Genomic DNA, 20,200 nt, shown 5'->3' on the forward strand with positions numbered 1-20,200 from the left:
GGCGCCTGGAACTTCTGGCAGTCCCACCACTGGTACTGAGCCGACCCGGTTCGCCACCACGCCGCCGCCGGCGGCCAACGCACCACAACGCCCGACCGGAGACCCGGCCGGGCGTCTTGGCGTCCGCAGCCCCGCAACCGCCCGATGACAGGCCGGGGCCGGGACCGGATACCAGGCCAGGGCCAGGCCAGGGCCAGGGTCAGGCCGGGGTCAGGGGCGGTCGAGACCCCATGTCTGCAGGCTGAAGGGGCGCCCCTTCTCCGCACCGGTGATCGGCGGCACGTCCTCAAGGTGCCGGAAGCCCGCCGCGACGGCCACGCCGACGCTGGCGGCGTTCTCGGCCTCCAACTCCAGGATCACCTGCTCCGCGCCCAGTTCCCCGAAGGCGTAGGCGGCCATCACCCGCACCGCGCGCGACGCCAGCCCCCGGCCGCGGTGGGCCGGGCCGACCGCATAGCCGATCTCGGTCCCCTCGGGCGCGCGCCGCAGCATCACCTCGCCGAGCGGAGCCCCTCCGTCGAGGGTGATGGCGAGCAGGAGGGCGGTGCCCTCCGCCCGCAGCTGCCGGGCCCGGTCCAGCCGGGCGAGGGCGGCCGCGGTGTCGAAGGGCGAGACGATCGGCGTCCAGTACGCGATGTCCGGATGGTCGAAGAGCGCCGGCATCGCGGCCAGGTCCCCCTCCGCCCAGTCGCGCAGGATCAGACCCTCCCCCGAGAGCTCGACCCGCTCGGGGAACGACGGCGTTGTGCTGCTCATGATGAAGGACCTCCGTGGCCTGTTCGCGACGCAGCAGGGTATCCGCGGGACGGGCCGCCGGGCACCACGATTTCCTCCGGGCATGCCGGGCGCGCGCCCGGTCGTGCCGGGCATGCCGGAGCCGGACCGCCCGGCAGTCCGGCGCCGCCGTTGCGACACTGGACGGGTGACGGACAGCGAACGGCAGACGGACCGGCGCCTGGAACGAGCCATCCTGGAGCTGCTGGACCGTCGCGGCCCGACCGCGACGATCTGCCCCTCCGACGCCGCGCGGGCGGTGTACACGGGTGACGGCGACGGCTGGCGCGCCCTGATGGAACCGGCGCGCCGTGCGGCCCGGCGGCTGGTCACGGCCGGCGAGGTCGACATCACCCAGGGCGGCCGCCGCGTCGATCCCGCGAAGGCCCGCGGCCCGATCCGCATCCGCCGCCGCGCCCCCTGACGGGGCGCCGGGCGCCGTCAGCGTCCCAGCGCGGTCCGGACCGTCAGCCCGTGGTGGCGGCGCAGCCGGCGCAACTCCCACCAGGACAGGGCGGAGACGGTGACGGGCGCCCCGAGGACGAAGACCGCCCGGGCGACCGCCGGGACCTGGGAGTAGGCGCCCGTGAACAGGTCCAGCAGCACCATCTCCCACACCAGGACGCCGGCCAGGACCGGCGGCACCACCTCGTGGATGTCGGCGGTGCGGAAGACGTGCACGAGCGACAGGCCGATGCCGTAGAGGGCGAAGCCGACCGACCACAGGCACAGGACCACGATGGCGATCTTCCCCGGCAGGCCGACCGCGTCCCGCACTCCCGCCAACTCCGGTGCCATCGCCAGCGCGGAGGTGCCCATGGACGCCATCATGGCCACCACCGCGCCGAGCGGACGCAGCGCCCGCCGCAGGTAGACGCGCCGCAGCCCGCCCCGCGCGGCGGCCAGGAAGGCCCCCACGACCACGGGGAAGGTGCAGACCAGCACCAGGACGCTGGTCCAGCTCTGGTCCAGGCGCTCGCTCGCCACGCCCCTGGCGCCGTCGGCACCGGCGACCGCGTTGTAGGTGACCGTCATGCCCACCCACAGGGCCAGCCCGAGCGCGGTCCGCCACAGTTGCAGCCTGCGGACCTGCGGGTCGACCACCACCCCGGTGCGCGCGGGCCGGAAGGTGCGCTGGGCGGCGTAGAACGGGTTGTACAGCCCGCGCAGGATCTTCCGGGCCCGCGAGGGCTCGACGGGCGGCGGCCCGGCGGGCGGCCAGGGCCGGGCGTACGGATACCCCTGCGGAGGAACCGGCTGCGCATGCGGGTACCCGGGCGGGGCGGCGTACGGCGAGCCCTGCGGGGCGTACGGGTACCCGGGCGGAGCGTACGGGGAGCCCTGCGGGGCGTACGGGGAGCCCTGCGGGGCGGCGTACGGGTACCCCTGCGGCGGGAACGGGCCGCCCGGGCCCGGCCGGGCCGCCGGCGGCTGCCCGGGCGGCGCGCCGCCGCCTGCCGAATCCCCGTACCCGCCCCCGCCGTAACCGCTCACTGCGCGCACCCCCGCCGCCTTGCCCTGTGGAACCCCCGCATCGTAGTGGGCTGCACGCCGCCCGGAGCGCACGGTCTCCGCCGCTCCCGCCGGTCACCGCTTGCGGCGCCGGGAGATGCGGGAGCGGTGCCCGGAGGGGGCCGGCAGGGCCAGGGCGAACGTCACCGTGATGCGCGCTCCTCCGAGCGGCCCGCGGGTGATGCGCATCGTGCCGCCCGTCGCGCGCGCCGCCCGCTGCGCGATGTCGAGGCCCAGCCCGGTGGAACCGGTGCTGCTCCCGCGGGACAGCGCCCGGTCCGGTTCCGGGATGCCCGGTCCGCCGTCCTCCACGACCAGTTCCACGGCCTGGGCGGTACGCACGACCCGGACGCCGAAGGGGGTCCCGGCGGCGGTGTGGCGGAAGACGTTGCCGATGAGCGCGTCCACCACGGCGGCCACATCGTCCTCACAGAGGCCTACGGCCGTCTGCTCCTGTGTGAGATCGAGGGAGCAGGACCGGTTCTGCTGCCCGGCCAGGACCGTCCAGAAAGCCGTACGGCGACGGACGACCTCGGCGGCCTCGCAGCCCGGCCCGGCCGCCGCGGTCGCGGCCGTGTCCGCCGGCCGCAGCGCCGGCCCGTCCGCCCCGAGCATGCCCTGGCCCATGGGACCCACCGCGAGCGGGGTGCGCGCCGCCGCGATGATCGCCTGGAGCTCCGTCTCCAGCTCGCCCACGGCGGCCTCGACCCTCGCCGACTCCGGCGTACCGGCCATGCGCTCCGACGCCAGGTGCAGGGCGGTCAGCGGGGTGCGCAACCGGTGGGAGAGGTCGGCGACGAGCTCGCGTTCCACGGCGAGCAGCTCGTTCATCCGGTGGGCCATCGTGTTGAAGGCGATGCCCGCGTCCCGCAGCTCCCGGGGGCCCATCGGGTCCACCCGCGTGTCCAGGTCGCCCTGGCCGAGCGCGTGCGACGCCTGCGCGAGCTTCTTCGAGGAGCGGACCACCTTCGCGCCGAGCCGGTCCGCGACCAGGACGGATCCGGCGATCAGGCCCACGGCGAGGAACAGCATCACCGCCCACGACTCCTTCACCCCGCGGGTGAGTTCCGCCTCCGGCACGAAGTTCTCGATGACGGCGACCTCATCGCCCGGCAGCACCACCGGCTGCAGGCAGATCCAGCCGTCGGGGATCTCCTGCGAGATCGACTCCCGGCCCCGCTGCGCCCGTTCGAGCAGGGCAGTGGGCGCCTTGGAACGGCCCAGGGCCCCCGACCCCGGCAGATGCACGACCAGGTGGTCGGCCGCGTCCAGGCTCGCCGCGGACTCCCGCAGCGCATCCGGGTCCGTGGTCAGGGTCAGGACCGGCGCCAGGGCGGCGGCCCGCTGTTCCGCGGCGGTGACACCCTGCTCCTTGACGAGGGACATCACCAGGGCGGCCAGCGGTATGAGGAAGGAGAGGGCGACCATCGAGGTCACGGCGAGCGCCACTCCGGCAAGGGAGCGCCTCAACGCGGTGCCACCAGCTTGATGCCGACGCCGCGGACGGTCAGCAGGTAGCGCGGGGCCGCCGCGCGTTCACCGAGCTTGCGGCGCAGGGACGACAGATGGACGTCGACCGTCTGGTCGTCCACGTACGGCTCGCGCCAGACCTCCGTCAGCAGCCGCCGCTTGGAGACGACCTGGCCGGTGTGCCGGGCGAGGAACGCCAGCAGGTCGAACTCCCGCCGCGTCAGCCGCAGTTCCCGTCCGGCCAGGTACGCGGTGCGCGCGCCCGGGTCCACCGCCAGCTCGCCCACGGTGGTGGGGCGCAGCTCTTCGGCCGCCGCGACCGCCGCCCCGGCCGCCCCGCCGCCGGCGGGGGGCGCGCTGCTCGTGCGCCGCAGGACGGCCGAGAGGCGGGCCAGGAGCTGTCCCCCGGAGAAGGGTTTGACCAGGTAGTCGTCGGCGCCCGCGTTCAGGATGGTGATGATCTCCGTCTCGTCGTCGCGGGCGGTGGCCACCAGCACCGGCACGGAGGAGATCCCGCGGATCATGCGCAGCGCGTCCCCTCCGTCGAGGTCGGGCAGCCCGAGGTCGAGGACCACCGCGTCGACGGGCGACTGCGTGACCTCGCGCAGCGCGCCGAACCCGTCGGCCGCGCTGCGCACGGCATACCCGTGCTCCGCCAGGACCTCGATCAGTGACTGGCGGATGCTGGGGTCGTCTTCCACGACCAGGACGCTCGGCATGCGGACACCTTAGGGGCTCGGCCGGACGGGGAAGCGGACAGGCCTCCCGGTCCGCCGGTACGGGACGGCGGGCCTGCTACGGAGCGGCGAACGCCAGGCCGTCATCCGTGACGCGCAGGTGCACGGGGCGGTCGGACACCGGGATGGTGCAGCCGTCCTGCGTGCTGCAGCTCGCGTAGCCGAGCAGCACCGTCGCCTCCCCGGTGCCCGCGGCGCGGACGGGGAGGGTCGTGGTGACCGGGCCGTCCGGGTAGACGGGGAGCGGGGAGTCGACCCCGGGCACCATGACCGACCGCACCTGCGCGCCCGCCTGCAGCGGTCCCTCGGCCCCGAGGGCGCCGGTGACGCCCACCGTGGTCGGCCGGCCCACGCCCTCGATGCCGGTGGGCGGCAGGTCGGTGCTGTAGAGGTGGAAGCCCTTCGCCTCGGGCGTGAACACCGCGGTGAGCGTGCCCCGGGCGGCGTGCCAGTCGGACACCGACAGGGTGACGGTGACCCCGTTCTCGGAGAACCGCGCGGTGGCCGCGGACCCGGCGGACGGCCCCGCGGACGGCCCGGCGGACGCCCCGGCGGACGCCCCGGCGGACGCCCCGGCGGACCCTCCGACTGGCTTGGCGCCGCAGGCCACGAGGGCGGCCAGGGGGAGGAGGGCGGCCGCCACGCGGGTTCCGCGCCGGAGTCTCGCCTGGGTGGATGCGTTCATCTGAGTGCCTCTGCATCAGGGTTGCGGGTCGGGGTCACTGCACTAGAGAGCGGTGGAGAAGCTCGCGCTCCACAGCTGCATGCGATAGACGAGGTCGTTCCACAGACCGGTGGCCAGCAGGACGCCGACGAGCACGAGCATGCCCCCGCCGACCCGCAGGACCCACGGGTAGTGCCGTTTGACCACGCCGAAGGCGCTCAGCGCGCGGCGAAAACCCAGCGCGGCGAGGACGAACGGCAGCCCCAGTCCGAGGCAGTAGGCGGCCATCAGGAAGGCTCCGCGGACCGCGCTCGCCTCCGTCCAGGCCAGGGCCTGGACGGCGGCCAGCGTCGGGCCGATGCACGGGGTCCAGCCGACCGCGAACACCGCGCCCAGCACGGGCGCCCCGGCCAGGCCCAGCGCCGGGCGCCGGTGGCTGCGGAACTCCCGCTGGGCGAAGCCCGGCAGGAAGCCCGTGAAGGACAGCCCCATGAGCACGGTGAGGACACCGAGCACCCGGGTGAGTGCCTCCTGGTGGGCGAGGAGCGTGCGGCCGAAGTACCCGAACAGGGCGCCACCGGAGACCAGGACGGCCGTGAACCCCAGGACGAACAGGAGCGCGCCGGTCGCCATGCGGCCGCGGTGCCCGCCGCGCGCGTCCGTCAGATCGGCGACCGACAGGCTGGTCACGTAGCTGAGGTAGCCCGGTACGAGCGGCAGCACGCACGGCGAGAGGAAGGAGACGAGCCCCGCGACGAAGGCCACCGGGGCCGCCAGCAGGACCGTCCCGTTGACGAGGGAGGCGTCCGCGGCCGCCGCAAGCGTCCCGTGCACGGCCGCCGTCACCCCTCCTCCTGCGCCACGCGGGCGATCAGGGGCTGCAGTTGCCCGGCGGTGGCGGCGCCGCCGATAGCCACGGCGATCCGCCCGCGGCGGTCGATCACGAGGGTCGAGGGGATCGCCTGCGGGTTCAAGGCCGCCGGCGGGAAGCGCAGCAGGAGCTCGCCGGTGGGGTCGTGCAGGCTGGGGAAGCCCAGGCCGTGGGCACGTACGAAGGACTGTGCGGCGGCCCGCTCCCGGTCCCGGGTGTTGATCCCGAGGAAGCGGACGCCGTCGTCCCGGGTCTGCCGGCTGAGCTGCGCCAGGTCGTCGGCCTCCGCACGGCAGGGGGCGCACCAGGAGCCCCACACGTTGAGCACGACCACCTGGCCGCGGAAGCCGGCGAGGGAGACCGGCTTCCCGTCCAGATCGTCACCGGCCAGCGCGGGCGCGTGCACACGGGCAGCGGGCTCGACGACCGCGGCCTCGGCCGCGGCCCTGGTCCCGGCCGCTGTCCTGGTTTCCGCCGAGGCCCTGGTCCCGGCCGAGGCCCTCGGCCCGGCCGGCGCGCCGCCGTCGCCGCCGCCCGTGCCGAGGCCGGTCAGGTACAGGCCCGCCGCCACGGCCAGGCCCGCCCCCACCGGGAGGGCGGCCGCCCGTACGCCTCGTCTCACGGGGCCCACGTGCGCAGGAAGGAGTTGATGCCCTCCGCCGTGAGGGACGGGTTCCCGGTGACGTGGGTGTCGGTGCGCAGTGCGCCCGAGGGCGAGACGACCACCAGGACGGGCATCGTGTACGTCCCGCCCGAGGGGCTGTACTTGCGCAGGAGCGCGGAGTTGGCGGAGCTGTTGCCGCCGATGTCGATCTTGACCAGGTGGTACGAGTCCCCGAGCAGGGCCGAGGTCGCCGGCTGCGCGAACACCTTGTCGGCGGCCTTGCAGTTGCCGCACCAGTTCGCGCCGAAGTCGAGCAGCACCATCCGCCCGTCGGATGTGGCGGCGCGCAGGGCCGCGTCGATCTGCTTCTGCGCGTCGGCCGAACTGTCGTAGCCGGGGCCGGGTATGCGGGCCGGCGCGGGCGCGGCGGACGTCTTGGCCGGCTTGGACGGCGTCCCGGCCGAGCCGCCGGACCCGGACCCCGCCCGGGAGGGGCTCGCCGAGGAGCCGGCCCGGGTGCCGGCGGCCGACGCGGACGGGGATGCGGACGCGGAGGCGGAGACGGAGGCGGACGGCGAGGCCGGTGCGGAGGCGGACACGGACGCGGACGCATCGGGGGAGGCGCTCGCCGATTCGGTCGCGGCGGGGAGCGCCGCCGAGGAGCGGGCGCCGGCCGGCGCGGAGGACCCGACGGGCTCGGAGGAGGGCCCGCACGCGGCGGTCAGCCCGGCCGCCACCACGACCGCGGCGGCCAGCGGCAGGCGCCTGCCGAGCAGCGTGGCGGAACGGGAGGGCGTCGTACGGCGTGCGGCGCGGACGGATCGGAGCAGGCGAGAACTCATGGCGGAGACACCCCAGGGCAAGGTTCGGACTGCGGGACGGGCCAAGCGCATCCCGGCTCGGTGAAACCGTGGGCCCTGTGGTCCACCGGGGTCGTGCCCGGTGCCGAGGGCCGCTCGGCTGTCGTGAGCATAGGACCGCTCGGGGCCTGCGGAACCGCGTCGGCACGATCTTCAGGTTGCCCTAAGGAACAGCTCACCTTCCGCTTCGGCGGAACGGTCCCTCAGCCCGCACAGCGGGGCGAACCGGGCGGGGCGAACCGGGCGGGGCGAAACCGGGCGGGGCGAAACCGGCGAAGGGGCGGACCCGGCGAAGGGGCGGACCCGGCGAAGGCGCCGGCCGCGCCGTGGGGCGCGCAGGGCCGGTCGCGGCCGGTCGGGGTGGCCGTGGTCGGTCGTGGTCGGTCGCGGTACGCACGGACGGCCGCGGCCGTCCGTCAGAACGAGGTCTCGCGGACGCTGGCCTTGGCCCCCGGGACGATCGTCGCCGTGACCTCCGACCGGTGGTCGTTGCTGGAGAAGGTGACCGTCAGGGTCTCGTCGGCACTCTGCGCGGTGGTCGCCTTGAACCCGCGGCCGGGGATCGCCGAGATCAGGCACACGCCCCGGCTCCCGTACCGGACCGTCACCTTGCCTCCCTGCGAGGGCACGGTGTGCAGGCCCGCCCCGCCCTGCTCGCAGTCGACGCTGCTCTTCGGCGCGCTGGTCTTGGGGGTGCCCGACGGGGCCTTGGCGGGGGAGGGACTGGCGGGCGGCGGGGTGGTGGGCCGCTGCGTGAGCGTGGGCGAGGGGCTCGGGGAGGGGCTCGCGCTCGGGGAGGCCTGCTCGGGGGCCGCACTGCCCGCCTCCCAGGCAGGGGGCGTGTCAATGACCACCGGGGCGGAGCGCGCGACCGGCGGCGTATGCCGCGTCGATCCGACCACGAACTGGACCGTGGCGAGCACGGCGGTCACGCTGGCGGCCGTGCACGACAGCCATAGGAGCAGATAGCGCGGAGTTCGGGGCACGGCCCCATAGTGGCCGACGCGCCCGCCGGCCCGTCACCGGCTCCCCCCGAACGCCGCGGTGCGGACGCCCCGGCGGCGCGGGCGTTCGGGCGGGGGCGTGTTCGGGCGCCCCGGCGGTGCGGACGCCCCGGAGGCGGGGCGCTCGGGGGCGGGGGCGTGTTCGGGCGGGTGTGCGGGAACGCCGAAGTCCTCCGACCCGGGGAGGGGCCGGAGGACGGGCCGGAGCCGCACGGCGGGCCGGTGGGGGGTTGGGGTCGGCCGCCGGCGGCTCCGGGGCCGGTTACTTCCCGGTGCCGAAGTCCTGCGTCCACCAGGGGCCGCCGTCGCCCTTGTGCACGCCTATGCCGATCTCCCGGAAAGCACAGTTGAGGATGTTGGCCTTGTGCCCGGAGCTGTTCATCCAGGCGTTCATGACCGCGTCGGCGTCGGCCTGCCCGCGGGCTATGTTCTCGCCCAGGCGGGACCACCCGTATCCGGCGGCCTCCACCCGGCTGGTCATGGTGGACCCGTCGGGTCCGGTGTGCGACATGACACCGCTGCGGGCCATGGTGTCGCTGTACGCCCGAGCAGCGGCGCTCAGCTTTGCGTTGGCCGTCAGCGGGCCGCATCCGGCCGCCGCCCGCTCCTTGTTGACCAGGGAGAGGACCGCGGACTCGGCATCCGCGTTCACGGTGTCCGAACCACCGGACCCGCCGGACCCGCCGGAACCGCCCGAGCTGCCCGAACCACCGCCCGAGCCGCCGGAACTCCCGGAGCCGCTGCCCTTCGTGGGGGCGGGCTTCTGCGCCGGCTTGGCCGGCTGGGCCGCCGCCGTCGTGGCCGGAGCGCTGCTCGCGGGGGCCGTGGGCTCGGCGGGCGGGGTCGAGGAGGCGGCGGCGTCCGGCGTACCGGACGGGCTCGCGCTCACCGGAGCCGAGGCCTCGGGGGTGCCCGTCGCGGCTGCGTCCGCCGAGGGCTGCGCCGGCGTCGCCGCTGCCGCTGCCGCGCCGGACGTGGTGCCGGCCGCGCTGCCGGACCGCCGCTCCGCACGGGCGTCACCGCCGGAGTCGGCCACCGCCACGCCGACCGCCACGACCGCGGCGGCGGCGGTGACGGACAGGACGATGCGCGTGCGCGCCGTCTTCTTCCGGCGCGCCTCGACGCGGGACGGGGTTCCGGGAGTTCGGCTGCGGCTCATGCCGTTAACACCTCGCTGGAGAGGGGGAGGAGGGGAGTCCGCCTGAGCCTAGGCCCGCGACCAGCGAGGAGAGCGCCCCGGAGGGGGTTCTTCAGAGTCCCCTAAGGAAGCCCGCAGAATCGACGCAGGGACGATCCGGGCAATGGCCCCCAACGCGACATCAAGATCGGCGGACGAGTGGGCGGATGGATGGGCGGATGGATGGGCGGATGGGTGGGCGGTGGGCGGCGGGCGGGCAGGCGGTGGCGGGCATATCAGCGGATGAGCGGACTCCGGGGTGCGTACCAGGGACGGCGCGGGGTACACGCCGCGACAGAATTCGATCTTCGAGAAGGGACGCTTCCGTGCTGATGGCCCACCCGGTGCTCCTGTCCGCCGCAGTCCGCGAGTACGAGACCCTGAGCCTCCTCAACGCCCACGACGGCGACGCCGCCTCGCGCCGCCGCCTGGAGGAGGTCGGCGACCTGCTGTGCACCGCGACCGGCACGGGCAACCCGGACGCCGCCGTCATCGCGGCCCGCTACCGGCTCCCCGGCGCCCGCACCCTCGACGACTCCGTCCTGAGCGCGCACTGACGGCCCCGCCGCCGCGCCGTCACCGCCTCCAGACGGGGATCCGCGGCAGCGCACCGGCGGGGGAGACGGTGAGGTCGCCGCCATCGGAGCGGCCGATCAGCCAGGCCAGCACCCCGGCCGGGGAACCGGCCACCAGGGGTCCGGGCCGGCTGCCGAGGGACGTGAGCGGGGCCCCCGCGCCCGCCCTCAGCTGCAGCCCCGGCACCGCCGGGTCGGCCCGGAGGTCCCGTACGGTCTCTGCCAGCTGCCGCGCCACGAAGGCTGCGGACCAGTCGGTGGGGGCGTAGGCGGCCGCCAGGTCCACGTGGTGGATCTCCAGCTCCCGCAGCAGACTCCACAGCACCCCGCGGGCCGGCCGCAGGCCGCCGCCGAGCCACCGCACCGGGATGTCCCAGGTGTCCGAGGGCTGTTCGGCCACGGCGCGCAGGACCCCCTCCAACGAAGCCTGCAGATCACGGTGGATGGCCGCGGCATCCCGGAGCGCCCCTTGCCGGATCTCGTCCGCCCGGGTCTGCTCGTCGGGGTACTGGGGCAGGTCGGCGCCGGTCCGCGCGGCCGTCAGCAGGCGTACACGGGAATCCGCGCCGCGGGCGAGGTGGACCAGCACGTGCGCCCGGGTCCATCCGGGCAGCCGGGAAGGGGCCCGTACGGCCGCGTCGTCCAGAGTGTGTGCGCTGCGCAGCACGGCGTCGGCGGCGGTGGTCAGCAGGGGCAGGACCGTACCGGGCCGGTCGGGTCCGCCGGGCTCCTCCGGATCTGTCATGCCTGCTCTCCTGCCCCGGCCGGGGCCCTCTCACCGCGCCGTGGCGGATGCGTCCGGCGGGCGCGGGGCGCGGGCCGGGGGGAAGATGTGCGCATGCTGCTGACGCACCGACTGGTGGAGAACGACGTCCTGCTGGTGCGTCTGCTGCCGGTCCTCTCGATCCGGAGCCGGGCCGCCGCCACGCTCGCCCTTGAGGAGCTGACGGCCGCGTACGCGCCCCGGCACCTGGTCCTGGAGATTCCCGGCATCCCCACCCCCGCCGCGGTGAGCGTGATCCTGCGGGCCACCCGTTCGTGCGGTCTGCAGGGTCGGGTGCTGACGGTGGTGGCCCTGGCGGCGGCCACCCGTCTGCTGCTGAGGGACAACCTCCCCGCCGACGGTCCGGCGGTCCACGCCACCACGGAGGAAGCGCTCAACGCCCTGCGGCGGACCGGCGGTCAGCCCGAGCCGGAACCGGCGCCGGGCGGCTGACCGGACATGCGCCGAGCGGCTGGCCGGGCGTGCGGGCAGCCGCTGGCCGTGCGTGTGCCGGGCGGCTGGCCGTGCGTGCGCCCAGCCGCTGGTCGTGCGTGTGCCGGGCGGTTGACCCTACGTGCGCCGAGCGCCTGACCGTACGTGCGGGCCTGGCCGGCCGGCCGGCCGCCGTTCCGCCCCGGCCGACCCGCCGTTTCGACCCGGCCGGCGCCCCGGGGCCGGGGCAGGCTGTCGCTCCGCCGTCCGGCACCGTACGGTCGCAGGTGGCGGGCGTCCGTGCCCGCCGAACCGGTGCGGGGAGGCAGTCAGCATGGAGTTGCCGCGGGTGTCGGTCCGGTCCGAGGGCGACGGCGTGTGCGTCGTGGTCTGCTCCGGGGAGTTCGACCTGGACACCTCCGGGGCGCTGGCGGCCGCCTGTGACGGCGAGGCCGCGGCGGCGGAACTCCTCGTCCTCGACGTGTCCCAGGTCGTGTTCGCGGACTCGTCCTTCCTCAACCTCCTGCTGCGGCTGCGCCACACCCGCCCGGTGGTCCTGGCGGGGCCTCTGCCGGTCCAGCTGCGGCGGCTGCTGGAGATGACGGGGGCCGCCGCGCTGTTCGAGGTCCGCGGGGACACCGGCCAGGACCGCTGACGCGGACCGCAGGAGCCGGTACGGGGCGGGCCCGCCGCGGAGCCACCCGAACGGCTGCACCGTACGGGACTCGCCGCCGGGCATGGGCGGGCCCCCGACCCAGGGGGAGGAGGTCGGGGGCCCGGCCGTTCTGGAGGGCGTCTGCCCGTCAGTGGCGGCGCGTCAGTGGCGGAAGGCGTCCTTGGTCTTCTCCTTCGCCTGGCGGGCGTCGCCCCTGGCCTGCTCTGCGCGGCCTTCGGCGGTCATCCGCTCGTTGCCGGCGGCGCGGCCGAGGGTCTCCTTGACCTTGCCCTTGACCTGCTCGGCGTGCGCCTTGGTCTTCTCTTCGCCCGACATGGGACCTCCTCGTCGACGTACCGGATTGGTCGTAGGGCCCTCTTGCTCGCATCCGCCGCCCGCAAACCCCGTGATCCCGGTTCGGGGTCGCGGTTCGGCTGCGGGTTCGGGTCGGGGTTGCGGGTGAGGGTTCCGGGTGCGGCTCAGGCTCCGCGCTGCCTGGCGCTCGCGCTGTCGCTGCGCAGGCGGCTGGTGTGTGCGCGCAGGGACGCGACGCGCCGGGCCAGGTCGCCGTGGTCGGCGTGCAGGTCGCGGTGGGTGGCGGACAGCGGGTCCACCAGGCGGGCGGCATCCTGCTGGCCGAGGGCTTCGTTGAGGTCGGTGATCCTGCCCTCGGAGGCCGCGGGGAGGTCGGTCAGGCCGATGATCTGCCCCGCGAGCTGGCGCAACGCGCCGGCGTTCTCCCGGGCCCAGGCCGTGACGGTGCGGTCGGCGGCGCGCTGGTCGCGGACGGCCTGGACGCGCTGTTCGCCGGTCGTCTCGGCGGCTCCGGGGCGAAGGCGCAGGTAACGGCGTTCGGCGGCCTGCCTGCTGGCCACGCCCAGGGGTTCGGCGAGGTCGGCCCAGCTGGCTCCGTCGGCCCGGGCGCTCTCGATCAGGCCGCTCTCCCACCGGGCGAGCTCCTCGCGCACCTCGCGCAGCAGCAGGAGAGAGGCCAGCGCCTGCCGTGGCCCGCCCTCCGCTTGCGCACCGGCCGCGGCCGCGGCACCTGGCCCGGCGGCGGCTCCGGCCCTGGGCCCGGCGGCGGCCCCGGCCCCGGCGGCGGCTGCGCCTGTGGTCCCGTTGCCGGTCCCCTCCCCGCTCCCGCTCCCGGTCGCGGTCCCGCTCCCGGTCCCCGCCTCGGGGAGGTGCGCGGCATCGACGGCTGCGCGGATGGCCTCCAGTGCGGCCGCCGCGGCGCGGGGTGGGACGGGGCCCGTGTCCGTAGCGCTGCCGGGTGATGCGGGAGCGGGTTTTCTGGCTGCGGTCATGGGCCCTCCAGCGATGGATGTCATCCATCGAGCGACATGTCGGTTGTCATCGTTTCGATGACATGCTACAACAGAGGCACGTTGAAGCGCACGGGCAGTACCTGCCCGAACCGACTGGAGGTGTTTCGCGATGTTGATGCGCACTGACCCGTTCCGCGAGTTCGACCGGATCTCCCAGCAGCTGATGGGGACGACCGGTACGTGGTCCAAGCCCTCGGTGATGCCGATGGACGCCTACCGCGACGCCGAGGACTACGTCATCGCCTTCGACCTCCCGGGCGTCAGCGCGGACGCGATCGACATCGACGTCGAGCGGAACATGCTGACGGTCAAGGCCGAGCGCCGCCCCACGGCGAAGGCCGAGAACGTGCAGATGGAGCTCTCCGAGCGGCCCCTGGGGGTCTTCTCCCGCCAGCTGGTGCTGGCCGACACCCTCGACACCGAGCGCATCGCCGCCGACTACGACGCGGGTGTCCTGACCCTGCGCATTCCGATCGCCGAGCGCGCCAAGCCCCGCAAGGTCAGCATCAACGCCGACGGCCGCCGCAAGCAGATCACCAGCTGACACCCGGCCCACCCCCCCCGTGCCGCAGGACAGGCCGGCCCGCCCCCGACGGCCAGTCCTGCGGCCCGCCCAGCCCCACCCCACCCGCAGCCCCACCCCACCTGCAACCCCACCCCGTGTGCAGCCCATCCCGTGTGCAGCCCCACCCCTCGTACGAAGGGAGGTCCCCCGCGATGCCCCTGCGAGGGGAAGCGTTCCTCGAACACGTCCAGGACCGGGGCGAGTACGGCACCCACGACGAGGCGGACCGGGTGGTGCGCGTCGTACTGGCCCTGCTGGGCGCGCACGTCGTCGGCTCCGAACGGGCCGAACTCGCCGCCCGCCTCCCCGAGGCGTACGCCCTGATCCTGCTCAACCCGCTCCAGGCGGCCGAACCCCTCACCCCCGAGCGGTTCGTCCACGCGACGGCCGCCTGGATCGAAGGTGCCTCCCGAGCCACCGCGATGTGGGACGTCAGCGCCGTCCTCAGCGTCGTCGCCGATGCCGCCGGCGAGGACCTCACCCGTCGGCTCCTGGTCCAGCTCCCACCCGGTTACGACGCCCTGTTCGGCCGCCCGCAGCCGGATCCGCCACACCCCGCGTGACGCCACACCCGCCAGACCGCGCAGCCCCGTCACGCAACCCCGCCCCGCCACGCAACGCCGCCACGCCGCGCAAAGCCATGCACGACACCGAGACGAGAAAGGGCCCACCACCATGTTCGACCAGCCTGGACTCCACCGACAGGCCCCGGGCATGACCTACCGGCAGATGCTGGAAGCCGTCCGCTACGAAGGCGCCTACCCGACCGCGGAACGCGCCGAGGAAGCCGTCCACCGGGTCATGACCGCCCTGGGCCGCCAGATCACCGGCGACGCGCGCGTCGACCTCGCCGGAAGCCTGCCCGTGGAAGCGGCGCTCCCGTTCACCGCGCAGGTTCCCGACGCGGCGCCCCTCACCGGTTGGGGCTTCGTAAAGGACCTCGCCGCCCGCAACGGCAACTCGCCCGCGACCGCCCGCTGGGAGACCGGCGCCGTCCTGGCCGTCGTCAGCCGCCTCGCCGGCCCCGTACTCATGGACCGCGTCCTCGACGGGCTCCCCGAGGGCTGGGCCCTGCTGTTCGGCCGGGCCGAACTCCGCCGGCCGCAGCCCGCCGCCGCCTGAGAAGTCCGAAAGAGGCGGCTCAAGATCACAGCACTAGACCGTGGGCGCCGGCGGTCCCTCGACGGGGAGGTCCAGCTCGTCCGCCAGCGTGGTGAGGGCCGCTCCCAGGGGGAGGGCCACCCGGGTGACGGCGTAACGGTCGCCACGGGTCGCGTCCCGGTTGACGATCACCACCGGTTTCCCGGCCGCGGCGGCCTGGCGGACGAAGCGGAGCCCGGACATCACCGTCAGGGAGGAGCCCAGGACCAGGAGAGAGGCCGCCGCGCCGACCAGTTCACGGCAGTGCTCGACCCGCCGCGGCGGAACGGACTCGCCGAAGAACACCACGTCCGGCTTGAGGATGCCGCCGCACTCCGCACAGGGCACCACGCGGAAGTCCCCGACCTGCTCGTCGGTGAGGTCGGCGTCTCCGTCCGGGTTCAGCGCGGAGGCCACCGGTGCGAAACCCGCATTGGCCTCCTCCAGCCGCCGGGCGAGGTCGCGGCGGGCGCTCACGGCCCGGCAGGAGAGGCAGACCACCCGGTCCAGGCTGCCGTGCAGTTCCACCACGCCCTCGCTGCCGGCGGCCTGGTGCAGGCCGTCCACGTTCTGGGTGATCACACCCGAGAGCAGGCCGCGCCGCCCGAAGGCGGCCACGGCCCGGTGCCCGGCGTTGGGCCGGGCCCGGCCGAACGTGCGCCAGCCGAGGTGGCTGCGCGCCCAGTACCGGCGCCGGGCCTGGGCGCCGGCGGTGAAGTCCTGGTAGGTCATCGGGGTGTGCCGGCGCAGGCTCCCGCCCTCGCCCCGGTAGTCGGGGATCCCGGACTCCGTGGAGAGGCCCGCCCCGCTGAGCACCAGCACCCTGCCGGCGCCGAGCGCCTCGGCGACCGGCGCCAGGTCGGTGGTGGCGGGCGGCAGGTCCTCGGTGGGCGTCCAGCTCAGGGTGGGGCGCATGCGCATGCCGCCAGCGTACGGAAACAGCCGCCTCACCGGCACCACACCCTCGCGCCCCCGCCCCCTGCACCCCTACGGTTGCCCTGCGGCCCCGCGCCCCCTTCGGCTGCTCTGCGGCCTTGCGGCCCTGCGCCCCTCGGGCGACCTCGACGGCATCGGCCGGGCCCCGCCCGTCCCCGAACCCACGCGGCGAGGAACGGGCTCCACCGGGCCGCCCGCATGCCGGGGGAGTGATGGGAGCGGATCCAGGCGGCGCCCGCACGGCTGTGCACGCACGGCTGTGCAGGCAGGCCGCACCGTACTCGCGCGTCCCACGCGGGGACTCCCGGCGGAGGGCTGCCGACGCGACGGTGAGCCGCGGAGCCGGCGGGGCAGGCTGTTCCGGTCGCGCCCGGGCTTGTTGGCGTGCCGTCCGTACCGGGCGGTACGCGGACGTCGCCGGGGCCGGCCCGTCAGGCGGAGCCGCTCGCTTCCCCCACTTCCCCCACTTCCCCCGCTCCCCTCACTTGTCCTCCAGCACCGTCTTGATCCGGCTGGTCACATCGGGCAGGGTGTGGAGCCCGTCGAGCTGGATCTTGCGTACTCCTTCACCCGTCGTCGGCTGGTCCTTCGCGGCGACCCCGGCCGTGCACTGGTCGGCTCCCTCGCGGAGCGCGGTCAGCGCCCGCTCCCAGCGGAGCTGCGCGACCTTGTCGGGTATCGGGTCCAGCGCCTCGGCGGCCGGGACGTGGTCGGCGAGGTCCTGGCAGGCGGGACCGATCACGTCGAGGGATCGCGTACTCACCTCACTGACCCGTCCGGCGTCCTGCGCCATCTGCTTGATCTGCTTCTCACCCCCGTCCGCGTACCAGTCCTCCACGGATTCGGCGGGGGACGAACTGCACCCCGCCACCAGCAGGGCGGTGACGGCAGCAGCGATCACGGCAGCATGCGCGCGCATGGGAGCTCCCAGGTCGACGGACTGCCGATGCTGCCAGGCCGCCGCTGCCCGCACCGCGGCCGTTTCCGATCCGTGATGCAACCTGGTGGGGCAAAAATCTGACGCTTCCTCAGGTCGCGGGCGGGAGCGCCGGGTTGGGCGTGAGGATGCGGCGCAGGACGGCCTCGATCTGGGCGCGGGTGGGCGGGGTGGTGTTGGCGAGGGCCCGCAGGGCAAGGCCGTTGAGCGCGGCGGTGGCGGCCGCGGCGGTGTCGGGGTCGGTGTAGTGGGCCAGGGTGCGCAGGCTGAGCTCGGTGTACTGGTCGGCGATGGGCCGCAGGGCGGGGCGGCGCAGAGCGGCGAGGTAGAGCTCGAACTCAATTACCTGCTGGTCGCGTTGGGGGCCGGAACCTTCGGCGAGGGCGTCGGCGAGGAGGGCTGCGTACCGGTCGGGGCTCAGGTGCGGATGCTGCTCCTGGTTGGTCCGCTTCGGTCCGCCTCGGTCTGCCTGGGTCCGCGGAGGGGTGCCCGTCTCCCGGTCCCGCCCCCGGAAGCAGGCGACTGTCGCCATTCCTGCGGACCGGTTTCACCCGGTGGGCAGGGCCCACCGGGTACAGGGGAGGGCGCCGGGGCCGTCGGCTCCCACCCGGCGGATGCGCGGGCGGGCTGGTGCGACGAGGTGCCACCGGCCCGCCACCGCCGGCTGGCCCGGTTGTGTGGACGAGGGCCGGCTGCGTGCGTTGGTGTACCTGTCCAGCCGTCACCGCGACATCGTGAGCACGGGCATGCTCGGCGCCAAGTCCGCCGCACTGCACCCCGTCGGCGGCCGCCCCCGGACGGGAGCCGCACCGGCCCGCGCCGCCGCCCGGCCGGCATTCTGCGCGTCTGTGCAGGTCAGGGCGTCCTACGGGGCTTCGGAGGTGGACTTGGCGTGGAGGACCTCGCGGGCCTGATCTGCCGCGCGGGCGATGCTCTCCGAGACGAAGTCGACGAAGCGGGCGATGTTCTCCAGGCGGGCGGCGGCCGGGGTGCCCGGGCCGAGAATGCCGGCGCTCCCGTTCACCCGCACCCCGCACTCCTCGGTCGTTCTTCGTGGCATGCTTTCAACCCGCTCGCACCTCTCCCCGCCGCCTCCTTCATGTCGGGGGTGTCAGGACGTGCTGGAGCAGTGCGCCGTAGTGGGTGACCAGGGCGCTGCGGTCGGTGGCGAGCAGGGTCTCGTCCCGGGCCACCCAGAGGGAGTACAGCAGCCCCGCCGCGACGGAGGCCGCCAGTCGTGCGCGGGTGTCCGCGCCGGCTCCGGACAGGCGGCCGCGCAACGGCTCGATGAACACCTTCTCGTGGGTGTCCCGCAGGCGCTGCTGGATCTCGGGCTCGCTGCTGCCGTGGACCAGCGCGAGGAAGACGCCGCGGGCCCCGCCGTCGAGGCCGATGACGAGATCGACGATCCGTTCCCCCAGATGCTCCAGCGGCACGTCGAGCAGCGGCTCGTCGTCGATGGTCAGGTGCATCGTGTCCAGGAACAGCAGTTCCTTGCTCTTGAAATGACGGATGACCAGGGCGGGGTCGGTGGCGGCCGCCGCCGCGATCTGACGGACGGTCGTCCTGGCGAACCCCCGCTCGCGGAACAGCCGGGTGGCGGCCGCGTGGATGGCCTCGCGCGTCGTGGTACCGGGTCCTGGCTGCGCCATGGCTGAAGGATAGGTGCCGGGCCGGCGCCGCGGCGGTGTGGGGCGGCCCGGGTGCCCGCAGTGGGGCGCCGCAGGTCGGGGCGGGGCGGGGCCGTTCGGAAAGTGTTGTCAACAATGTTGACTGCGGCGCCGAGTTGGCTCAGATTACTTATCGGTAGTACCGAGCGGTAATCCCGCACCCGGAACTCCGCGGCCGTCGGCGCGCATGCCCGCAGCCGGCCCGCGCCGCCGTCGCCGTCCTCTGCCGCTCCCCGCCGTCTGCCGCTCCCCGCCGTCCTCTGCCGCTCTCCGCCGTCTGCCCGCGCCGCTTCTTTCTCGCGAAGCCCGGCTGCATCCCCTGCGGCCGCGCCCCCCACCCGCACCGTTCCTGAGAAGAGAGAGCACATGCCCAAGCTCCGCCATGTCATGACCGCGTCAATAATGGCCGGTGCGCTGGCCCTGGGATTCACCAGCGCCACCGCGCATGCCACGACGCCCCTGGACTACGTCGCCCTCGGAGACAGCTACAGCGCCGGCTCGGGCGTCCTGCCCGTCGACACCAGTAACCTGCTGTGCCTGCGCTCCACCGCGAACTACCCCCACGTCCTCGCCGCCCGCACGGGGGCCCGTCTGAAGGACGTCACCTGCGGCGCCGCCCAGACCAAGGACTTCGCCGGAGCCCAGTATCCCGGGGTGGCGCCGCAGTTGGACGCGCTGAGCGCCGACACCGACCTGGTGACCTTCACGATGGGCGGCAACGACAACAGCACCTTCATCAACGCCCTGCTGGCCTGCGGCTCCGCCGGCATCTTCAGCGGCGGCAAGGGCAGCCCCTGCAAGGACCGCAACGGCACCTCCTTCGACGACCAGATCGAGGCCAACACCTACCCCGCGCTCAAGAAGGCGTTGCAGGACATCCGCGCCAAGTCGCCCAACGCCCGCATCGCCGCGCTGGGCTACCCGTGGATCACCCCGGCCACCGCCGATCCGTCCTGTTTCGCCAAGCTGCCGATCGCCGCCGGTGACGTCCCCTACATGCGCGCGATCCAGGCGCACCTCAACTCCGCCGTCAAGCGGGCGGCCGAGGAGACCGGCGCCGTCTACGTGGACTTCTCCCAGGTGTCAGAGGGGCACGACGCCTGCAAAGCCCCGGGTACCCGCTGGATCGAGCCGCTCCTGTTCGGGCAGAGCGTCGTCCCGGTCCACCCCAACGCCCTCGGGGAGCAGCGCATGGCCGAGCGCGCCATGAGCGTCCTGCGACTCGGCTGACGCTCGTACGCCGTCCCCCGCCCCGCCCACCTTCCCCGAGTCGCCCCACTCGCCTTCCCCGAGTCGCCCCACTCGCCTTCCCCGAGCCGCCCCGCCCGCCGCCTCAAGCCGCCCGCTCGCCGCCGGGTGGGGCCCCGGACCCGGCGGTGCCCCGGGCTCGGCGAGGGCCCCGACCCGGCGGGGCCCCGACCCGGCCGGGGGACCGGGCTCGGCGGGGCCCCGGGAGGGGAATACCGCGGGTGCACCCCCTGTTCGAGGGTATAGTTGAATTATCAACAACTCGTTCACACCTCGAA

At 74.8% G+C, this 20,200-nt stretch carries 25 protein-coding genes and 1 pseudogene; 8 read left to right on the forward strand and 18 right to left on the reverse strand.

Annotated elements, in window-relative coordinates; genetic code table 11:
- Nucleotides 1–210: 210 nt before the first annotated feature.
- A complete protein-coding gene (locus ACLJTM_RS18775) occupies nt 211–759 on the reverse strand; it encodes a GNAT family N-acetyltransferase (protein WP_411105295.1) in 549 nt (182 codons plus the stop codon).
- Nucleotides 760–922: 163 nt separating this feature from the next.
- On the opposite strand from ACLJTM_RS18775, the gene ACLJTM_RS18780 reads away from it, so the two are divergent.
- Nucleotides 923–1,198 (forward strand): DUF3253 domain-containing protein, encoded by a 276-nt coding sequence (locus tag ACLJTM_RS18780; protein WP_411104792.1) that lies wholly within the window; start codon nt 923–925, stop codon nt 1,196–1,198.
- A gap of 17 nt (nt 1,199–1,215) precedes the next feature.
- Here ACLJTM_RS18780 and ACLJTM_RS18785 read toward each other — a convergent pair whose 3' ends face one another.
- The 9 genes from ACLJTM_RS18785 to ACLJTM_RS18825 all read right to left on the reverse strand — a co-directional run bounded on the left by ACLJTM_RS18785 (nt 1,216) and on the right by ACLJTM_RS18825 (nt 9,655).
- The gene (locus ACLJTM_RS18785) at nt 1,216–2,277 is read right to left on the reverse strand and encodes a hypothetical protein (protein ID WP_411104793.1); all 1,062 of its coding nucleotides are present in this window, start codon (nt 2,275–2,277) and stop codon (nt 1,216–1,218) included.
- An 84-nt stretch (nt 2,278–2,361) separates the two neighbouring features.
- Nucleotides 2,362–3,756 (reverse strand): ATP-binding protein, encoded by a 1,395-nt coding sequence (locus tag ACLJTM_RS18790; RefSeq protein ID WP_411104794.1) that lies wholly within the window; start codon nt 3,754–3,756, stop codon nt 2,362–2,364.
- Entirely contained in the window at nt 3,753–4,475 is a 723-nt protein-coding gene (locus tag ACLJTM_RS18795; RefSeq protein WP_411104795.1) for a response regulator transcription factor, read from the reverse strand. Before ACLJTM_RS18795 ends, ACLJTM_RS18790 begins: the two co-directional genes overlap by 4 nt.
- 76 nt (nt 4,476–4,551) lie before the next feature.
- Nucleotides 4,552–5,178 (reverse strand): hypothetical protein, encoded by a 627-nt coding sequence (locus ACLJTM_RS18800; protein ID WP_411104796.1) that lies wholly within the window; start codon nt 5,176–5,178, stop codon nt 4,552–4,554.
- A gap of 42 nt (nt 5,179–5,220) precedes the next feature.
- Nucleotides 5,221–6,003, reverse strand: coding sequence for a cytochrome c biogenesis CcdA family protein (locus tag ACLJTM_RS18805; protein ID WP_411104797.1), 783 nt, complete (start codon nt 6,001–6,003; stop codon nt 5,221–5,223).
- Complete coding sequence (locus ACLJTM_RS18810; protein ID WP_411104798.1) at nt 6,000–6,650, reverse strand: TlpA disulfide reductase family protein; 651 nt, start codon at nt 6,648–6,650, stop codon at nt 6,000–6,002. Before ACLJTM_RS18810 ends, ACLJTM_RS18805 begins: the two co-directional genes overlap by 4 nt.
- Nucleotides 6,647–7,474 (reverse strand): thioredoxin family protein, encoded by an 828-nt coding sequence (locus ACLJTM_RS18815; RefSeq protein ID WP_411104799.1) that lies wholly within the window; start codon nt 7,472–7,474, stop codon nt 6,647–6,649. The genes ACLJTM_RS18810 and ACLJTM_RS18815 overlap by 4 nt, the downstream gene beginning before the upstream one ends.
- Nucleotides 7,475–7,908: 434 nt before the next feature.
- A complete protein-coding gene (locus ACLJTM_RS18820) occupies nt 7,909–8,478 on the reverse strand; it encodes a hypothetical protein (protein WP_411104800.1) in 570 nt (189 codons plus the stop codon).
- A gap of 280 nt (nt 8,479–8,758) precedes the next feature.
- Nucleotides 8,759–9,655 carry a CAP domain-containing protein gene (locus tag ACLJTM_RS18825; protein ID WP_411104801.1) on the reverse strand — a complete coding sequence of 299 codons (897 nt, stop codon included), beginning with the start codon at nt 9,653–9,655 and terminating at the stop codon, nt 8,759–8,761.
- Nucleotides 9,656–9,999: 344 nt separating this feature from the next.
- On the opposite strand from ACLJTM_RS18825, the gene ACLJTM_RS18830 reads away from it, so the two are divergent.
- The gene (locus tag ACLJTM_RS18830) at nt 10,000–10,230 is read left to right on the forward strand and encodes a DUF5133 domain-containing protein (protein ID WP_411104802.1); all 231 of its coding nucleotides are present in this window, start codon (nt 10,000–10,002) and stop codon (nt 10,228–10,230) included.
- Between the two features lie 19 nt (nt 10,231–10,249).
- On the opposite strand, the gene ACLJTM_RS18835 is transcribed toward ACLJTM_RS18830, so the two are convergent.
- On the reverse strand, nt 10,250–10,993 hold the full coding sequence (locus tag ACLJTM_RS18835; protein ID WP_411104803.1) for a maleylpyruvate isomerase family mycothiol-dependent enzyme: 744 nt from the start codon (nt 10,991–10,993) through the stop codon (nt 10,250–10,252).
- A gap of 93 nt (nt 10,994–11,086) precedes the next feature.
- Between ACLJTM_RS18835 and ACLJTM_RS18840 the strand changes: the two genes are divergently transcribed.
- Together ACLJTM_RS18840 and ACLJTM_RS18845 are read left to right on the forward strand one after the other, a co-directional pair.
- Nucleotides 11,087–11,464 (forward strand): hypothetical protein, encoded by a 378-nt coding sequence (locus tag ACLJTM_RS18840; RefSeq protein WP_411104804.1) that lies wholly within the window; start codon nt 11,087–11,089, stop codon nt 11,462–11,464.
- A gap of 313 nt (nt 11,465–11,777) precedes the next feature.
- Nucleotides 11,778–12,098, forward strand: a complete 321-nt coding sequence (locus ACLJTM_RS18845) for an STAS domain-containing protein (RefSeq protein ID WP_411104805.1) — start codon at nt 11,778–11,780, stop codon at nt 12,096–12,098.
- Nucleotides 12,099–12,260: 162 nt separating this feature from the next.
- Here the strand turns inward: ACLJTM_RS18845 and ACLJTM_RS18850 are convergent, their stop codons facing one another.
- Complete coding sequence (locus tag ACLJTM_RS18850) at nt 12,261–12,434, reverse strand: CsbD family protein (RefSeq protein ID WP_411104806.1); 174 nt, start codon at nt 12,432–12,434, stop codon at nt 12,261–12,263.
- Nucleotides 12,435–12,577: 143 nt separating this feature from the next.
- Nucleotides 12,578–13,405 carry a hypothetical protein gene (locus ACLJTM_RS18855; RefSeq protein WP_411104807.1) on the reverse strand — a complete coding sequence of 276 codons (828 nt, stop codon included), beginning with the start codon at nt 13,403–13,405 and terminating at the stop codon, nt 12,578–12,580.
- Between the two features lie 130 nt (nt 13,406–13,535).
- Here ACLJTM_RS18855 and ACLJTM_RS18860 point away from each other — a divergent pair, with 130 nt between their 5' ends.
- From ACLJTM_RS18860 to ACLJTM_RS18870, 3 genes are all read left to right on the forward strand, one after another.
- Entirely contained in the window at nt 13,536–13,970 is a 435-nt protein-coding gene (locus tag ACLJTM_RS18860) for an Hsp20/alpha crystallin family protein (RefSeq protein WP_411104808.1), read from the forward strand.
- A gap of 173 nt (nt 13,971–14,143) precedes the next feature.
- Complete coding sequence (locus tag ACLJTM_RS18865; RefSeq protein ID WP_411104809.1) at nt 14,144–14,554, forward strand: DUF2267 domain-containing protein; 411 nt, start codon at nt 14,144–14,146, stop codon at nt 14,552–14,554.
- 112 nt (nt 14,555–14,666) lie between these two features.
- Nucleotides 14,667–15,113 carry a DUF2267 domain-containing protein gene (locus ACLJTM_RS18870; RefSeq protein ID WP_411104810.1) on the forward strand — a complete coding sequence of 149 codons (447 nt, stop codon included), beginning with the start codon at nt 14,667–14,669 and terminating at the stop codon, nt 15,111–15,113.
- 33 nt (nt 15,114–15,146) lie between these two features.
- Here the strand turns inward: ACLJTM_RS18870 and ACLJTM_RS18875 are convergent, their stop codons facing one another.
- From ACLJTM_RS18875 to ACLJTM_RS18895, 5 genes and pseudogenes are all read right to left on the reverse strand, one after another.
- On the reverse strand, nt 15,147–16,052 hold the full coding sequence (locus ACLJTM_RS18875; protein WP_411104811.1) for an NAD-dependent protein deacetylase: 906 nt from the start codon (nt 16,050–16,052) through the stop codon (nt 15,147–15,149).
- 496 nt (nt 16,053–16,548) lie between these two features.
- Entirely contained in the window at nt 16,549–16,986 is a 438-nt protein-coding gene (locus ACLJTM_RS18880; RefSeq protein ID WP_411104812.1) for a hypothetical protein, read from the reverse strand.
- Nucleotides 16,987–17,095: 109 nt separating this feature from the next.
- Nucleotides 17,096–17,536: a hypothetical protein gene (locus ACLJTM_RS18885; protein WP_411104813.1), complete on the reverse strand. Its 441-nt coding sequence runs from the start codon at nt 17,534–17,536 to the stop codon at nt 17,096–17,098.
- 333 nt (nt 17,537–17,869) lie between these two features.
- Nucleotides 17,870–18,013: pseudogene (locus ACLJTM_RS18890) on the reverse strand (MarR family transcriptional regulator); the annotation flags it as partial.
- A gap of 88 nt (nt 18,014–18,101) precedes the next feature.
- Nucleotides 18,102–18,656, reverse strand: a complete 555-nt coding sequence (locus tag ACLJTM_RS18895) for a TetR family transcriptional regulator (protein WP_411104814.1) — start codon at nt 18,654–18,656, stop codon at nt 18,102–18,104.
- Between the two features lie 384 nt (nt 18,657–19,040).
- Here ACLJTM_RS18895 and ACLJTM_RS18900 point away from each other — a divergent pair, with 384 nt between their 5' ends.
- Complete coding sequence (locus ACLJTM_RS18900) at nt 19,041–19,904, forward strand: SGNH/GDSL hydrolase family protein (protein WP_411104815.1); 864 nt, start codon at nt 19,041–19,043, stop codon at nt 19,902–19,904.
- Nucleotides 19,905–20,200 lie beyond the last annotated feature (296 nt).

It is taken from the genome of Streptomyces sp. cmx-4-9 (genome assembly GCF_046548835.1).
Lineage (GTDB): Bacteria > Actinomycetota > Actinomycetes > Streptomycetales > Streptomycetaceae > Streptomyces.

Coding starts and splice junctions, on each gene's coding strand:
- ACLJTM_RS18795 (WP_411104795.1), bottom strand. CDS start 4,475: ATGCCGAGCGTCCTGGTCGTGGAAGACGACCCCAGCATCCGCCAGTCA.
- ACLJTM_RS18800 (WP_411104796.1), bottom strand. CDS start 5,178: ATGAACGCATCCACCCAGGCGAGACTCCGGCGCGGAACCCGCGTGGCG.
- ACLJTM_RS18815 (WP_411104799.1), bottom strand. CDS start 7,474: ATGAGTTCTCGCCTGCTCCGATCCGTCCGCGCCGCACGCCGTACGACG.
- ACLJTM_RS18825 (WP_411104801.1), bottom strand. CDS start 9,655: ATGAGCCGCAGCCGAACTCCCGGAACCCCGTCCCGCGTCGAGGCGCGC.
- ACLJTM_RS18835 (WP_411104803.1), bottom strand. CDS start 10,993: ATGACAGATCCGGAGGAGCCCGGCGGACCCGACCGGCCCGGTACGGTC.
- ACLJTM_RS18840 (WP_411104804.1), top strand. CDS start 11,087: ATGCTGCTGACGCACCGACTGGTGGAGAACGACGTCCTGCTGGTGCGT.
- ACLJTM_RS18845 (WP_411104805.1), top strand. CDS start 11,778: ATGGAGTTGCCGCGGGTGTCGGTCCGGTCCGAGGGCGACGGCGTGTGC.
- ACLJTM_RS18850 (WP_411104806.1), bottom strand. CDS start 12,434: ATGTCGGGCGAAGAGAAGACCAAGGCGCACGCCGAGCAGGTCAAGGGC.
- ACLJTM_RS18855 (WP_411104807.1), bottom strand. CDS start 13,405: ATGACCGCAGCCAGAAAACCCGCTCCCGCATCACCCGGCAGCGCTACG.
- ACLJTM_RS18860 (WP_411104808.1), top strand. CDS start 13,536: ATGTTGATGCGCACTGACCCGTTCCGCGAGTTCGACCGGATCTCCCAG.
- ACLJTM_RS18865 (WP_411104809.1), top strand. CDS start 14,144: ATGCCCCTGCGAGGGGAAGCGTTCCTCGAACACGTCCAGGACCGGGGC.
- ACLJTM_RS18870 (WP_411104810.1), top strand. CDS start 14,667: ATGTTCGACCAGCCTGGACTCCACCGACAGGCCCCGGGCATGACCTAC.
- ACLJTM_RS18875 (WP_411104811.1), bottom strand. CDS start 16,052: ATGCGCATGCGCCCCACCCTGAGCTGGACGCCCACCGAGGACCTGCCG.
- ACLJTM_RS18880 (WP_411104812.1), bottom strand. CDS start 16,986: ATGCGCGCGCATGCTGCCGTGATCGCTGCTGCCGTCACCGCCCTGCTG.
- ACLJTM_RS18885 (WP_411104813.1), bottom strand. CDS start 17,536: ATGGCGACAGTCGCCTGCTTCCGGGGGCGGGACCGGGAGACGGGCACC.
- ACLJTM_RS18895 (WP_411104814.1), bottom strand. CDS start 18,656: ATGGCGCAGCCAGGACCCGGTACCACGACGCGCGAGGCCATCCACGCG.
- ACLJTM_RS18900 (WP_411104815.1), top strand. CDS start 19,041: ATGCCCAAGCTCCGCCATGTCATGACCGCGTCAATAATGGCCGGTGCG.